Annotated in this window: 18 protein-coding genes; 12 read left to right on the top strand and 6 right to left on the bottom strand. The window is 41.1% G+C overall.

The genetic code is table 11. The annotated features are described in order from the left end of the window. Positions 1–4: 4 nt before the first annotated feature. Positions 5–910 (bottom strand): site-specific tyrosine recombinase XerD, encoded by a 906-nt coding sequence (gene xerD, locus ACPUEN_RS12685; protein ID WP_425636284.1) that lies wholly within the window; start codon positions 908–910, stop codon positions 5–7. Positions 911–1051: 141 nt separating this feature from the next. Between xerD and aroQ the strand changes: the two genes are divergently transcribed. From aroQ to rnhA, 5 genes are all read left to right on the top strand, one after another. Continuing rightward, a complete protein-coding gene (gene aroQ / locus ACPUEN_RS12680; protein ID WP_425636283.1) occupies positions 1052–1465 on the top strand; it encodes a type II 3-dehydroquinate dehydratase in 414 nt (137 codons plus the stop codon). Positions 1466–1476: 11 nt separating this feature from the next. Further along, positions 1477–2532 carry an aminotransferase class V-fold PLP-dependent enzyme gene (locus ACPUEN_RS12675; RefSeq protein WP_425636282.1) on the top strand — a complete coding sequence of 352 codons (1056 nt, stop codon included), beginning with the start codon at positions 1477–1479 and terminating at the stop codon, positions 2530–2532. Between the two features lie 151 nt (positions 2533–2683). Further along, positions 2684–3256, top strand: coding sequence for a transposase (locus ACPUEN_RS12670; RefSeq protein WP_425636281.1), 573 nt, complete (start codon positions 2684–2686; stop codon positions 3254–3256). A gap of 134 nt (positions 3257–3390) precedes the next feature. After that, a complete protein-coding gene (locus ACPUEN_RS12665) occupies positions 3391–3981 on the top strand; it encodes a MarC family protein (RefSeq protein WP_425636280.1) in 591 nt (196 codons plus the stop codon). Between the two features lie 36 nt (positions 3982–4017). Next, the gene (rnhA, locus tag ACPUEN_RS12660) at positions 4018–4473 is read left to right on the top strand and encodes a ribonuclease HI (protein WP_425636279.1); all 456 of its coding nucleotides are present in this window, start codon (positions 4018–4020) and stop codon (positions 4471–4473) included. Positions 4474–4514: 41 nt separating this feature from the next. Here rnhA and ACPUEN_RS12655 read toward each other — a convergent pair whose 3' ends face one another. The 5 genes from ACPUEN_RS12655 to yihA form a co-directional block, all read right to left on the bottom strand. After that, complete coding sequence (locus ACPUEN_RS12655) at positions 4515–5636, bottom strand: sugar phosphate isomerase/epimerase family protein (protein WP_425636278.1); 1122 nt, start codon at positions 5634–5636, stop codon at positions 4515–4517. Positions 5637–5736: 100 nt separating this feature from the next. Next, the gene (locus ACPUEN_RS12650; RefSeq protein ID WP_425636277.1) at positions 5737–6210 is read right to left on the bottom strand and encodes a hypothetical protein; all 474 of its coding nucleotides are present in this window, start codon (positions 6208–6210) and stop codon (positions 5737–5739) included. Between the two features lie 213 nt (positions 6211–6423). Further along, positions 6424–6732, bottom strand: a complete 309-nt coding sequence (locus tag ACPUEN_RS12645; protein WP_425636276.1) for a hypothetical protein — start codon at positions 6730–6732, stop codon at positions 6424–6426. A 42-nt stretch (positions 6733–6774) separates the two neighbouring features. Continuing rightward, complete coding sequence (locus ACPUEN_RS12640; RefSeq protein ID WP_425636275.1) at positions 6775–7266, bottom strand: DUF5606 domain-containing protein; 492 nt, start codon at positions 7264–7266, stop codon at positions 6775–6777. 49 nt (positions 7267–7315) lie between these two features. After that, entirely contained in the window at positions 7316–7918 is a 603-nt protein-coding gene (gene yihA, locus ACPUEN_RS12635; RefSeq protein WP_111612466.1) for a ribosome biogenesis GTP-binding protein YihA/YsxC, read from the bottom strand. A 123-nt stretch (positions 7919–8041) separates the two neighbouring features. Between yihA and ubiE the strand changes: the two genes are divergently transcribed. From ubiE to ACPUEN_RS12600, 7 genes are all read left to right on the top strand, one after another. Next, on the top strand, positions 8042–8764 hold the full coding sequence (gene ubiE / locus ACPUEN_RS12630) for a bifunctional demethylmenaquinone methyltransferase/2-methoxy-6-polyprenyl-1,4-benzoquinol methylase UbiE (RefSeq protein ID WP_425640196.1): 723 nt from the start codon (positions 8042–8044) through the stop codon (positions 8762–8764). Then, positions 8713–9519, top strand: a complete 807-nt coding sequence (locus tag ACPUEN_RS12625; RefSeq protein ID WP_425636274.1) for an outer membrane beta-barrel protein — start codon at positions 8713–8715, stop codon at positions 9517–9519. The genes ubiE and ACPUEN_RS12625 overlap by 52 nt, the downstream gene beginning before the upstream one ends. A 96-nt stretch (positions 9520–9615) precedes the next feature. Further along, positions 9616–10371: an SDR family NAD(P)-dependent oxidoreductase gene (locus tag ACPUEN_RS12620; RefSeq protein WP_425636273.1), complete on the top strand. Its 756-nt coding sequence runs from the start codon at positions 9616–9618 to the stop codon at positions 10369–10371. 5 nt (positions 10372–10376) lie between these two features. Further along, a complete protein-coding gene (locus ACPUEN_RS12615; RefSeq protein ID WP_425636272.1) occupies positions 10377–11126 on the top strand; it encodes a M15 family metallopeptidase in 750 nt (249 codons plus the stop codon). A 72-nt stretch (positions 11127–11198) separates the two neighbouring features. Further along, positions 11199–11933 (top strand): ThuA domain-containing protein, encoded by a 735-nt coding sequence (locus tag ACPUEN_RS12610; protein WP_425636271.1) that lies wholly within the window; start codon positions 11199–11201, stop codon positions 11931–11933. A 76-nt stretch (positions 11934–12009) separates the two neighbouring features. Next, positions 12010–12591 (top strand): NifU family protein, encoded by a 582-nt coding sequence (locus ACPUEN_RS12605; RefSeq protein WP_425636270.1) that lies wholly within the window; start codon positions 12010–12012, stop codon positions 12589–12591. An 11-nt stretch (positions 12592–12602) separates the two neighbouring features. Further along, positions 12603–13676 (top strand): DUF3810 domain-containing protein, encoded by a 1074-nt coding sequence (locus ACPUEN_RS12600; protein WP_425636269.1) that lies wholly within the window; start codon positions 12603–12605, stop codon positions 13674–13676. Positions 13677–13724 lie beyond the last annotated feature (48 nt).

Genomic DNA, 13724 nt, shown 5'->3' with positions numbered 1-13724 from the left:
ACATTTATTTCCTTGGGTGAAAATCCGTCAGCACCTGCCGCAGATAATCCCGATCTAAGTGCGTGTAGATTTCCGTAGTGGTGATGCTTTCATGACCTAGCATTTCCTGCACCGCCCGAAGATCAGCACCGCCTTCGATCAGGTGCGTGGCAAAGGAATGACGGAAAGTATGCGGAGAAATGTTCTTTTCGATTCCAGCTTGCTCCGCAGTCTTTTTGATAATCAGAAAAATCATGACTCGTGTAAGCTTCTTGCCTCTGCGGTTTAGAAATACATATTCCTCATGACCCTTTGCAATGACTTGATGCACCCGAACCTCATCTTTATAGATATTCAGGTATTTCAACGCATCTTTTCCGATAGGAACTAGTCGCTCTTTATTGCCTTTTCCAGTAACTCTTAGAAATCCAACATCTTCGAATACCTGCCCTTTTTTCAATTCAATTAATTCAGAAACCCGAAGCCCTGAGCTATATAACATTTCCAGCATGGCCCGATTGCGATGACCCTCAGGTTCGCCAAGAGGAATAGCTTCCAAGAGTTGCACGATTTCCTGATAGCTCAGGGTGTCCGGCAGTTTTCGGCCAAGTTTTGGGGCTTCGAGAAGTTGAGCCGGGTCTTCAGTAATTCTGTCCTCATACATTAGGTATTTGTAGAAGGCTTTGATTCCCGAAATGATCCTGGCATGCGTGTAATCCGATATTTCCAGTTTAGCTAAGTCATTTACAAACTTTCTTAAATGCTCCAATTCCAAGTTCAAAGGGCTTTTTTCAGGGAAATTCGCGTCCGAATAAGCTGCTAGCTTCTCAACATCGCGAGTGTATGCTTCGATTGAATTCCCACTTAGGGATCGCTCTAGCTTAAGGAAATGCCGGAATTGCTTGATGTGGTTTTTCCAGTCTTTATGCATTAAGGTTGTAAGGTTGTAAGGTGTTAAAGTTAGAAAGTTTAGTGTGTCTTACCTTGCCACATTCAAACCTTCCAACTTTACCACTTTAAAACTGAAAATCCTTTTAACTTTGACTCAGAAACCATCAAACCGAATATTGTTTTGAAGATAATGATCATTAACGGCCCAAATCTCAATCTACTTGGAAAAAGGGAGCCGGAAGTCTATGGAAGCACCTCTTTTGAAGAATATTTTGAGGGGTTGAAAAAAGCTTTTCAGGATATCGAACTGCATTATTTTCAAAGTAATGTGGAGGGCGAATTGATCAATAAAATACATGAGGTAGGCTTTACCTATGATGCGATTCTGCTCAATGCAGGAGGCTATACACATACTTCTGTGGCTATTTCAGATGCGATTGCTGGAGTGACCACACCTACTCTTGAGATTCATATTTCCAATATTTACAAGCGAGAGGAATTCCGCCACAAAAGCATTATTTCCAAATCCTGCGTCGGCATGATCTCTGGACTTGGCCTGAAAGGATACGCTTTAGGAATTCTCTATTTTCAATAACCTATTATTCTATGCTCACTTTTGCACCCGGGCCATCTAAAGTTTACGATGCCCTTCCCACTTATTTGCAAGATGCCTACACTGCAGGTATCCTAAGTGCCAATCACCGCAGCAATGCGTTTATGCATTTGTATCAGGAAACTGAGCAATTGATGCGTGAAAAGCTGCACATGCCGGATGATTACAAGTTGCTTTTCACTTCCAGCGCTACCGAAAACTGGGAAATTATCACTCAGTCCATTGTGCAGCAGGCGAGTTTTCATATTTACTCAGGTTCCTTTGGCAAAAAGTGGATAGGCTTTGCCAAGCATATCAATCCTGCTACTGACGGCCTGAAAATCGAAGCAAATCAAGCACTCGATGTGGCGAGTCTAGAAATCAGCGAGGACTTTGATGTGATCGCGCTCACGCAAAATGAAACTGCCAATGCTACGCAGGTTCCGATGTCCGTGATTGAGGCAATCAAGGATAAATATCCTGAGAAAACGATCGCGGTGGATACTACTTCTTCTATGGCTGGGATTGAATTTGATTTTAGCTTAGCAGATATCTGGTATGGTTCTGTGCAGAAATGCTTCGGACTTCCTGCAGGTCTGGGGATTTTGATTTTGTCTCCAAAAGCCATAGAAAAGTGTGAGGACAAGGGAGAAAAAGGGCTTTACAACAGTTTAAGTTTTATGTTGGAAAATGCTGCCGGATATCAGACGCATTATACTCCGAATGTTCTGGGAATTTATCTGTTAAACAGAGTTTTGAAAGATTTGGAAGAAATCCAACACATCGATGCGAATCTTCGTGAGCGTATGCAAAAACTCGAAAATGCTGTTGCTCAATCAAAGTCGCTTAGAATGCTGGTGGATAATGCTGAGACAAGAAGTACCACAGTTTTGGCAGTGACGGGACCTGAAGATTTGATAGCTTCTGTGAAAAAAGACGCTGAAAAAGAAGGTATGCAGTTGGGTTCAGGCTATGGGCCTCATAAACCAACCAGCTTCCGAATCGCTAATTTCCCTGCAATCACCAATGCCGAAATGGATAAGTTGATTGGGTTTTTGGGAAGGTATTGATTTTGACCTTTGGGGTTTATAAAACCCCGAAGGTCTTAGGTTTACAAACCTCCGAAGTCTTTTAATGACTTTGGAGGTTTTGTTTTTATGTAATCGTAGAGACTAATAAAACCCAAAGAATTTTTTATTTTAGATTACTTTTTAATCAGCTATGAAAAACTCATCTGAGACTTTTGAATCTGGTAAAATCTATCACCTCTACTCCAGGTCGATTGGTAATCAAGAATTGTTTCTGAGGGATGAGAATTATAAGTTTTTCTTGAGCAGGTATTCTCTTTATTGTGATGACTTTTTTGAGACGATTGCTTATTGCCTTATTCCAAATCATTTTCATTTCTTGGTTAGGATTCGAGAAAACCAGCAAGATTTGGCAATAGTAAAGGCATTTTCCAATTTTCTTAATGGTTATGCAAAAGCTTTCAATAAATCAATTGATAGGAATGGAGGGCTTTTTCAGAGAAAATTCAAACGTAAAGTAATTGATAATGAAAATTACCTAAGTCGCATCATCCTTTACATTCACTTAAACCCCATTAAGCATGGTTTAGTGAAAAAGGTAAATGAGTGGAAGTATTCTTCATTTGAATCTTATTGCACAAACAAAACTTCCAAAGTATCTAAAGAATTGGGTTTGGTATGGTTTGGTGGTATTCACGAGTTTTTAAAAATCCATGATAGTTTGATGGATGAATATTTACTTGATGAATATTCTTTAGAAGGATAGGATTTTTGTTCTAACAAAACCATCGAGGTCTGTAAGACCTCAATGGTTAGACGCCTTTTTTCTTCTCTTTATTTTAATCCAAAAACCTTCGAGGTCTTATAGACCTCAAAGGTTAAATTCCCTACTTTCGCGGAATGTTTGATTTGAAAGAAATTTTATCGGTTTCCTTGATCCTTTTTTCTGTGATTGATATCCTTGGTTCTATCCCGATTATAGTAAATCTGAGACAGAAAGTCGGTCACATCCAATCCGAGAAAGCTACTCTGGCTGCTGGTATTTTGATGATTCTGTTTCTTTTAGCAGGCAAAGCTATATTGAGTCTGTTTGGCATTGGAGTGGAGGATTTTGCCATTGCAGGTGCGCTGATCATTTTTGCGATTGGCGCAGAGATGATCTTGGGCATTGAGCTATTCAAATCTGATCCAGATGCTACCGATAGTGCTTCTATTGTTCCGATTGCTTTTCCTTTGATAGCAGGAGCAGGCACCTTGACTACTATTCTGACACTGAAAGCTGAGTTTGCTCAAATCAATATTGGAATCGGGATTCTTCTGAATCTGATCTTGGTTTATATCGTGTTGAAAAGCACTGGTTGGCTGGAGCGAAAAATCGGAAAGACTGGTCTGGACGTCCTGAGAAGGATTTTTGGGATTATTCTTCTTTCCATCGCTGTCAAGATTTTCAAAACTAATGCCTTTCCTATAGGAGTGGAATCGGGCATTTAACCCAATTCTCGGTTAGATTTTTATTTACTTTGTTTCATGATTACCATTTACACTGATGGCGCTGCCAAAGGCAATCCCGGTCCGGGAGGCTATGGTGCCGTTCTGAAATTCGGCAAACACCGAAAAGAACTTTCCGAAGGCTTCCGTCTTACTACCAACAATCGCATGGAATTGCTGGCTGTAATCCGCGCATTACAAGCTATCAATACAACAGAATTTCCTGTTCAGATTTATTCTGATAGCAAGTATGTAGTTGATTCTGTAGAGAAAGGCTGGATTTGGGGCTGGCAGAAAAAAGGCTTCAAAGACAAAAAGAATCCAGATCTCTGGTTACGATATATTCCTCTTCATTTGAAATACAAACCCAAATTCATCTGGGTAAAAGGTCATGCCGGAAACATTGAAAATGAACGATGTGATGTGCTGGCGGTGCAGGCCGCAGAGGGATTTGATCTGAAGGCAGATACGGGATACGAGGAAAGCCAGAAATAAAAGATCGGAAGTCTGATAGTACTTTTTTCAGACTTCAGACTTCACAATCTCTCCATCGTCATCAACGGAATATCCTCACGATTGACTTCCGAAAGTGGTTTGTACTGTGATTCAGGATATTGCCAGCCATTTTCTCCTAATTCATAAAGCAAAGGAGCAAGGTTTTGCACAGCAGCTTTACAGCCTTGGACGATTGCTCCCATATTGCCCGTTTGCTTAGAGAGAACTGCTTCATTTTCAATTTCAAAAGGCCCGGCGAAATTGCGCTCTTTGAGAATAGTCATAAAGGCTCGCCAATCCATGGAGTCTCCAAGCCCAAAACCAGGTAACGTAGCTTCGTAGTGATGTCTGTCCCAAGGGTTGGTGCTGGAAGGAATGCCGGCTTTTTTTGCCCATTCTGACTTTACTTCTTGCATGGGATACATATTTCCCCAAAAAGGATCGGGATTGTTTCGAGTGGATTTAACATGAATTCTTTTCAGTCGATTCATGTCTGTGTTTTTGATTACTTCCACTGGATCAGTGCGTTGCCAAACATCATGCGAGGGATCGTAGATTTCTCCGTGATTGGCTTCTGGGATTAGATCATACATGATTTTTCTAGCTGCCAAAACTCCCGTCAGGTTATTAAACGTTCCAAAATGACCAGAACTTCTCCATCCTTCCATTGGGCAGTTTTCATAGAGAACAGTCACTCCAAGGCTATTCGCGTAGCGGATAATCGGCCCAAAGATTCTTTGATATTCCAGTAGGTTTTTCTCAAATCCGCCTTCCTGATTTCCCAATTCATGATTGTAGCCAACGAATGTTCCGACCTTTACATCATTCTCATCGCCTCCTAGTAGGTGAGCCATTCGAATCAATTTTAGGAGGTGATTTTGATTCTTGATCCGCTCGACAGGATCTCCACCGATTAGATTATCAAAAGCTCCAATGGAAAGGCGAAGCTGTTTACCATTGAATTTGGCTATGAGTTTCTTTGCTTTGTCTGGACCAAAATTTTCATAATCCAGATGTGTTGCGACGAAATCATCACGTGTCCCATCCTTCCTGAAAACGCAAAGGTCAAGTCCTTGTACGCCAATTTCCAATGCTTTTTCTACTGTTTGATCCAAGTTGAGTTGGTCGAAAGCAGAAGTCATGATCCAGATTGGGTTCGCCATTTTGGGAGTATTTAGATGATATAAAAAAAGGAAATAGCCGAAGCCTTAATACAGGGCTAGGCAATTTCCATAGATTCAGTTTGACTTGAATTTTAAGTTATTAGTGAACAAAGGTTACCACTAATTTTTGAGTAATTCCTGAAACAGAAACGTTTTGTGAAATCACGAGCTCATTATTCGATACGCTTTCTACTATCATATTTCCTTCGGCACCAGGCACTTCAATGATATCAGTATCGACAAGCAGGATTTTGGTGGATTCGTTATAATCCCATATAAAATTAACAGTCTGCGACTCAGTTGAACTACACTTAGTAGGCCCTGAATCCAACACTCCGAGCTTAACGCTTGGGCTGTAATTAAAAGTCACTACGTTGTCTTGAAGACAGTCATCTATTTCAGAGATTACGTTGAAGATACCAACTTTGGCAGTACTCAGCTTCCAGGCAATTCCAGAACCTATAATTTCCGCATCTGACTTAACTGGATCTTTGTCCAAATCTTGATGACAGGAGCTGAAGGAAACGATACAGAGAATGGAAAGCAGAAAGGAGAGTTTTTGAAAAGTTTTCATGTGTTTATAGTTTGATTTTTTAAGTGGCCGCCCAGAATAGTCGGGGCAGGCTATGGAATCTCGCAGAATGACTAATCATCCCATTGTGTGTCGCTTGTGTCATGTCTGCCTACCGTCACTCAGGCTCGATTTCATAGGGAAAAATATTATGGTTTAGAAAATCTAAAATAGGAAAAATAGACTGAAACCTCTGTTTAATTAGAATTGAAGTGGTTATTCATTTGCTGTATATCGTTTTCTGATTTCCACTTTTTGCTTTTGCCTACTCCAAAGAGCTTTTGCTAAGTCTACGGCAACTTGGTCTGGTTCAGATTCGTGAAGGATTTTTTTCAGCTTTTCCTCTCCCAGGTCGATGCGGTAGCAAATCTGTAGCAAGCGCTCAAATTCCCGATCCAACATAAAAGCAATGACTTTGGAAAGTACGGAGATAGCTTGGTCTTCGTCAAATCCCTCTGCTTTTTCAGGTAGGTCAAAATCTCTTCGCAGGAGTAGAAAAGTTTCTTCAGAAAGGGATTCACTCATGATAGTATCAAAAAAGCCCCGAGTTGAACCGGGGCTTTAGTTTTATTTTTCTGATTTTTTACCAGACTTAGTTTCTTTTGCAGTTTTTGGTTCTTTTTCCTTAGCAGGCTTTACCTCCTCTGGCTTTTTTTCTTCAGATTTTTGAAGGACCTCAGGTGCCTGCTCACGGATTAATTTATACCAAGTGATCAACTTTTTGATGTCTGAAGTGTAAACTCTAGCTTCATCGACCTCTGGAAGGATATGCTTCATGAATGCTCTTAGCTCAGCCTCATCAGGATTGGCATCCAAACCAAGATCACCCTGGAATTCAGCTTCAATTTTTTGCATCACGGACTCTAATGGCTCTGCGCCCTCTTCAGTCAAGGTGTAGATAGAAATATCGCTAAGAATAGACACACGCTGGGACATGCCGGCAACGAGTTTAGTTTTCTTCGCATCCATGCTTTCCAAGATTACTCCTGTGCGAGAAGGCTTCAAAACTTTGAACAAACCGGGTTTACCGGCTACGGTGGCAAGATCTTTAAAATTCATTTGGTTTATTTTTTCGAGGCTGCAAATATAGGATTATCAATTAAATGATTCATCTAGCATTATATTCTGTTACTAGTTCTTCCATAAACTTAGTCAGTTCTTCTTTTCCGGTACTAGCTTCTGCACTGGTGACAAAGTAGTCTGGATTCTCTCCGAACATCTCTCTGGTTTTCTTCAAAAACTTCTGAATGTTCTGGTCGGTTTTTGATTTGGACTGTTTGTCCGCTTTAGTGAAAACCAAAGCTGTAGGGACTTCCTGTGTCCCGCACCAAAGCAAAAACTCCAAATCTATCTGCTGTGGTGGTAGCCGGCTATCGATCAATACAAATACACCGCAAAGATTTTCTCGTTTTGTGAGATAAGTAGTTATCATGCTTTCCCAGCCTTGCTTTACTTTCAGGTTTACTTTGGCGAAGCCGTAACCCGGGAGATCGACAAGGTACCACTTGTCATTAATCATGAAGTGGTTGATCAACTGAGTTTTACCAGGTTTTTGAGAGGTCTTAGCCAATCCCTTTTGATTGACCAGCATATTGATCAAAGAGCTTTTTCCAACGTTAGATCTACCAATAAAAGCAATCTCAGCTCGGTCTGGCTTAGGACAATTTCCTGGGTTCGAATTACTGATTACAAAGGTGGCTTTCTGGATCATCTGCTGGTGTTTGTTTGCAAAAGTACGACATTATCCGAAAAGGGCAGGATGAAAGCGAAGCGGAACAATTTTCCTTTCCTCGTGTTTCTTGCCTATTATTGTCCTTTCAAAGATAGAATTCAGATGGCCGTAGTACCTTATAAAGACAAGCAAGATTCCAAAAAAGATCAGGTAGCTGAGATGTTCAATAACATTTCCGGCAAATATGATTTGCTCAATCACGTGCTCAGCATGGGAATTGATATTACTTGGAGAAAAAAAGCAATTAAATATCTGAAAGATGATCAGCCCAAATTGATCTTAGATATTGCTACTGGCACCGGAGATTTTGCGATTGAAGCACTTGCATTGAACCCAGATAAGATCATCGGAGTGGATATTTCCGAAGGCATGCTGGAAGAAGGCCGAAAGAAAATGAAGAAAAAAGGTCTTGAGGATAAAATCGAGCTTCAGCTCGGAGATTCTGAAGGACTACTTTTTGAAGATAATAAGTTTGATGCGGTCATCGTTTCTTTTGGAGTTAGGAACTTTGAGAATCTGGAGAAGGGGTTGGCAGATATGTATCGTGTGCTCAAGCCTGGAGGCAAAGTGGTGATATTGGAGTTTAGCAAGCCTACCAAAGCTCCAATGAAGCAGGCATATGCTTTTTACTCCAAAGCTATTCTTCCACAGATTGGCAAAATTGTATCGAAAGACAATTCTGCTTATACTTATCTTCCTGAGTCAGTACAGGCCTTTCCAGACGGAATGGATTTTCTGAGAATTATGAATAATGTCGGATTCACAAGTAACCTATGCAAACCACTCACATTTGGAATAAGCTCAATCTACGTAGGAACAAAATAGTCCTAGTAGGTGTAGTGTTTTTCTTTGCGGCGATTCCGACGTTTGGGCAAGGTATGTTTGGCTTGACCTCAGCATCAGCCTCAGACAACAAACCGCTTTCCTACGGCTTCTTTTTGGCCGGCCACAATAGCACGCTTCGCATAAAATATACGGATGCTTTTCTTAATTCTACCTCTGCGAATGAGTTTGACAATGTTAGAAGTATTCAGCCATTATTTTCTGCCGGGTTTTCCTTAGGGTTTATCGGGATTCTGAGATTTCATGATCAGGTGTCACTGATTTTTACGCCCAAGGTGGGATTTTATGAGTATAAGACTGAGGTTACCTATTTTACAGACCAAATCGATACAGAATTAATAGGAGGCGATGTGATAATCAGTAGCGAAAATCTGGGGCAGGTTATAGAATACACTTCAGAGGCCACCATGGTCGAGCTGCCTTTGCTTTTTAAATACCGTTCGGTGAGATTCAACAATACTAGAATGTATTGGCTAGGCGGAGCGAGTTACCAGTTTCGGACAAAGGGACAGGATGAAGCTAATGTAGATGACATCGTGATGACCGGACAGGATTTTTCTCTAGAAGCGGGAATGGGATTCGAGTTTTACTTCAAATACTTCAAGTTTGCTCCAGAGGTTCGTTTTTCACATGGACTGATGAATGCCTATCAAGCAGAAAACACCCGTCCTGAACTTCAGGGAGCAATCGAGTCTATTAAAAGAAAGAGTATTACGCTTTATCTGAATTTCCAATAGAAGTTAAAAGTTGAAAAGTAGTAAAGTGGGAAGGTTGACATCCTTGAACTTTGATTATTAAGAATTGTCCATTGATAATTTTTTTAACTTGCCTTCATGAAAAATAAAATCGCCTTAGTTACAGGAGCAACCTCAGGTATTGGTAAAGCTGCTGCAATAACCCTAGCTAAAATTGGATTTGATATCATCGCCACCGGAAGACGTGGTAATCGTCTGGAAGAATTAAAGAGTGAAATACCTCAGGGAATTGATTTTTTGCCATTGGTTTTTGATGTGCGTGATCGTGAAAATGTGAAAGAGGTTCTTGATAATCTCCCCGAAAAATGGAAATCAGTCGATGTCCTGATCAATAATGCAGGAAATGCCCACGGAATTGATCCTGTGCAGTCAGCAAATCTCGATGATTGGGATGCGATGATGGATATTAATGTGAAAGGATTGCTGTATGTTTCCAGAGCTATTATTCCTGGAATGACAGTTCGTAAATCAGGAATGATCATCAATATAGGATCTATCGCTGGAAAGGAAGTTTATCCCAACGGAAGTGTGTATTGCGGTAGCAAGCATGCAGTAGATGCGATCACAAAAGGGATGAGGATAGATTTGAATTCCTTTGGTATTCGCGTTGTCGCAATTCACCCAGGATTAGTGGAGACGGAATTTTCACTGGTGAGATTTAAAGGAGATGAAGGTAAGGCAGAGACTGTTTATCAGGGAATGGAGCCATTGGTAGCTCAGGATATTGCGGATATTATTGAATTTGCTGTAACTAGACCTCCGCATGTAACGATTGCTGATGTGGTGGTGCTTCCAACAGCTCAAGCTTCCGCTACACTTGTCAATAGAAATTAGAAATTTTGAGAAAACTTTACATACCTGTTTTACTACTAATGCTTGGTTGTGGCACTTCCCAGAAGAGCGATCAGGAGATATTCTCCGAGCAGCAGCGGGAAGTACTTGATCCTATCCAGGAAATAGATCTTGTGGAGGAAATGCCAGAGTTAGAGAAGACGCTTCGCGAACAAGGATTGGTAGAGTTGGAGGGATTTATTCCAGGGATTAAAGTAGAATTGAAATATTCCACAACAGACAATTTCTTCGGTCAAGATGTCTATGGCGATTTGACTAAGGCTTTTCTTCAACCTGAAGTCGCAGAGCAATTGAAAAAAGCTCAGCAAATGCTCCAGACTCAATATCCTGATTATACTTTGTTGGTTTACGATGGCGTTCGTCCAGCTTCTGTGCAACAGATACTTTGGGATAATTTAGACAAACCGGATAGTTTGAAACCGCTTTATGTGGCAGATCCTAAAATAGGTAGCTTACATAACTTCGGAGTTGCGGTGGATTTGACCATATTTGACACCAAAGCTGATTCTACGTTGGATATGGGCACTAGCTACGATTTCTTTGGCTACCAAGCTTATCCAGATCGTGAAGAGCAAATGCTCGCCGAAGCAAAAATAACCAACCTACAAATCGCAAATCGGGAAATTCTTCGCAGCGTGATGACTTCAAACGGTTTCACAGGAATTGGCTCAGAATGGTGGCATTTCAATGCATATTCCAGAAAAGAAGCTGGAGAAAAGTTTGAAATCATTAAGTAACAATTTTCAATAATCAATAATCAAGTTTCAAATACACTATACAATTTTCAATAACCCAACAACTCAAACCCTATGAACTTAAAACGAATATTTCTCACCTTTTCGCTGATTTTTAGCATTGCTCTGATGTCTAATGCTCAGCAATTTAGAGCGCTGGTTTTTAGCAAGACCGCAGGCTTCCGCCATCAATCCATTTCTGATGCTGTTGTGGCGTTAAAGAAATTGGGTAAAACACAGGTTTTCAGTGTTTATACTACAGAAGATGCTGGTGAATTCACCGATGAAAAACTGGCGAAATATGATGTAGTGATCTTGACCACCACAACCGGGACGATTTTCAATGAGGAGCAGAAGGCAGCTTTCCAGCGATTCGTTCAAAGTGGAAAAGGAGTTGTAGGCATTCACTCTGCTACAGATACCGAATATGAATGGCCTTGGTATAACAAAATGATTGGAGCTTACTTCCTTTCGCACCCAGCCCAGCAGACACTAAGACTTGATGTAGTCGATCAAACTCACCCATCGACTTGGCATTTACCGAAAAACTGGTTGTGGACTGATGAACTGTATGAATTCAGAGAAATCAATCCTGATATCAAAGTGCTGATCAAAGCTGATGAAAGTACCTATAAAGTAGCTAGAGGGAATGGAGATAATCACCCGATGGCTTGGTACCATGAGTTTGACGGTGGAAGAGTGTTTTATACTGCTTTGGGCCATGTGGAGGCCGCCTGGGAAGAGGATGATTTCTTAAAGCACCTATACGGAGGAATCTGGTATGCTGCTACGGGTGAACCGTATAAATAATACATTTGCAGGAAAATTGGATTTGCTGGAACTTAATGCCAGCAAATCGGTTTTCTAAACAAAAATCAAGAATACCATGCTACAAGCACAAGCAAGACCTGTTCACCTCTACATGGAGGCCAATCCAAACCCAAATTCCATGAAATTTGTAGCCAACTTCATGTTGGTGGATGAGGGAGTAAGTTTTGATTTCCCGGATGCTGAAAGTGCCAAAATAAGTCCCTTAGCTCAAGAGCTTTTTAATTTTGCTGCTGTCGAGCGAGTATTTATAGCTTCTAATTTCGTGACTGTTACCAAATCTGAATCTGTAGAATGGGCAGAAGTTCAAGGCATCGTTCGTGATCATATCAAGCAGTATTTGGAGGCAGGAAAAGCTCCAGTTCCTGTTGGATTTGACAAGGATCCGCTTTTCGATGAGAATGATTCAGAGGTGGTGAAAAAAATCAAGGGGATTTTGGATGAGTACATTCGTCCTGCTGTAGAGCAAGATGGTGGAGCGATCGTTTTCCATTCTTTCCATGAGGGCGTGGTGAAAGTGCAGTTGCAAGGCTCATGCTCTGGCTGTCCTTCTAGTACGGTGACCTTAAAAGCCGGAATTCAAAACCTGCTGACCAGAATGCTTCCTGAAGTGAAGGAAGTGGTAGCAGAGGGAGTTTAAGTTGTTCTTTTATGGGTAAGAGAGATTGGTCCTGGGCGATTCTTGGAGTTATTGCTTTGGGAATACGTTATTTGGCGGCTCAAAATCCTGAAGCAACTGACGATATTTATTCTAGAATTTTCTTTCCGGGAATCCGGAATGTAATTGACATGACGCTGGGAAGAATGCCTTTTCCCAGCGTCTATTTGTTTATCCTATCGGTAATACTGATCATCGGGATTTATATTTTTAAGCTTCGCAAAAAAGTAGGTTGGAGAAATAGAGTCTTATATTCCTCTCGAGCTTTGGCGAATGGCCTTGGGGCCCTGATTTTCTTCTTTCTCTTTCTTTGGGGTTTCAATTATCAGCGGACACCTATAGTGGAGCAACTCGGACTAAGTCCACGCGCCATGAACTTGGAGGAATTGCAAAATGAAGTTCTTATTACTCAGCGCTTGGCACAACAATACAGGAACTCGATCACTCAGGATACTGCTGCTATTGAAAATATTTTGCCTTATCCAGAGCTGGAAAAACTGGTAAGAGCTAACATTGCAGACAACCTAGACATGCTTGGATTGAATTTTACTGGGCGACCCCGAACCAAGCTTTTTCCTCCCCCTGGATTTATGAGGAAAATGGGTATCCTAGGAATCTATTTTCCTTTTACGGGCGAAAGTTATATAGACCCTACGCTACACGCTTTAGAACAACCTTTTACTGTCGCCCATGAAATGGCGCATAGTTATGGCGTGACTGACGAAGGAGAGGCAAACTTTATTGCTTGGGTGATCTGCACCAATAGTGAGGACCAATTGCTTCGCTATTCCGGGCAGTTGAGACTGCTGATGTATCAGATCCGCGATTACTATAGAATGGCACCGGAAGACTACAGAGAGTGGCTAAAGAATCTCGATCCAGGAATCAAAAACGACATGATGTCCATCAAGCGAAACAGTGATTCAATTCAGGCATTTTCATTAGAGATAAGTAGAAAAACTAACGACGTGTTTCTAAAAACTCAAGGCGTCAAAGCTGGGATAAATAGTTATCAGCAGCTTCCCAAGCTGGCATTTGCATGGAGGGAGCGGATGAATAATTTATAAGGTTTAGCTAGCTGATTTTATAAAGCTTTGTAAGCAAGCTTTATAAAA

Source organism: Algoriphagus yeomjeoni, from assembly GCF_049821175.1.
Classification (GTDB): Bacteria; Bacteroidota; Bacteroidia; order Cytophagales; family Cyclobacteriaceae; genus Algoriphagus; species Algoriphagus yeomjeoni_A.
This window is presented reverse-complemented; position numbering and strand designations above follow the sequence as displayed.

Coding starts and splice junctions, on each gene's coding strand:
- ACPUEN_RS12675 (WP_425636282.1), top strand. CDS start 1,477: ATGCTCACTTTTGCACCCGGGCCATCTAAAGTTTACGATGCCCTTCCC.
- ACPUEN_RS12610 (WP_425636271.1), top strand. CDS start 11,199: ATGAACTTAAAACGAATATTTCTCACCTTTTCGCTGATTTTTAGCATT.
- ACPUEN_RS12625 (WP_425636274.1), top strand. CDS start 8,713: ATGCAAACCACTCACATTTGGAATAAGCTCAATCTACGTAGGAACAAA.
- ACPUEN_RS12670 (WP_425636281.1), top strand. CDS start 2,684: ATGAAAAACTCATCTGAGACTTTTGAATCTGGTAAAATCTATCACCTC.
- ACPUEN_RS12640 (WP_425636275.1), bottom strand. CDS start 7,266: ATGAATTTTAAAGATCTTGCCACCGTAGCCGGTAAACCCGGTTTGTTC.
- ubiE (WP_425640196.1), top strand. CDS start 8,042: ATGGCCGTAGTACCTTATAAAGACAAGCAAGATTCCAAAAAAGATCAG.
- ACPUEN_RS12650 (WP_425636277.1), bottom strand. CDS start 6,210: ATGAAAACTTTTCAAAAACTCTCCTTTCTGCTTTCCATTCTCTGTATC.
- ACPUEN_RS12645 (WP_425636276.1), bottom strand. CDS start 6,732: ATGAGTGAATCCCTTTCTGAAGAAACTTTTCTACTCCTGCGAAGAGAT.
- ACPUEN_RS12605 (WP_425636270.1), top strand. CDS start 12,010: ATGCTACAAGCACAAGCAAGACCTGTTCACCTCTACATGGAGGCCAAT.
- ACPUEN_RS12655 (WP_425636278.1), bottom strand. CDS start 5,636: ATGGCGAACCCAATCTGGATCATGACTTCTGCTTTCGACCAACTCAAC.
- xerD (WP_425636284.1), bottom strand. CDS start 910: ATGCATAAAGACTGGAAAAACCACATCAAGCAATTCCGGCATTTCCTT.
- rnhA (WP_425636279.1), top strand. CDS start 4,018: ATGATTACCATTTACACTGATGGCGCTGCCAAAGGCAATCCCGGTCCG.
- ACPUEN_RS12620 (WP_425636273.1), top strand. CDS start 9,616: ATGAAAAATAAAATCGCCTTAGTTACAGGAGCAACCTCAGGTATTGGT.
- yihA (WP_111612466.1), bottom strand. CDS start 7,918: ATGATCCAGAAAGCCACCTTTGTAATCAGTAATTCGAACCCAGGAAAT.
- ACPUEN_RS12600 (WP_425636269.1), top strand. CDS start 12,603: ATGGGTAAGAGAGATTGGTCCTGGGCGATTCTTGGAGTTATTGCTTTG.
- ACPUEN_RS12665 (WP_425636280.1), top strand. CDS start 3,391: ATGTTTGATTTGAAAGAAATTTTATCGGTTTCCTTGATCCTTTTTTCT.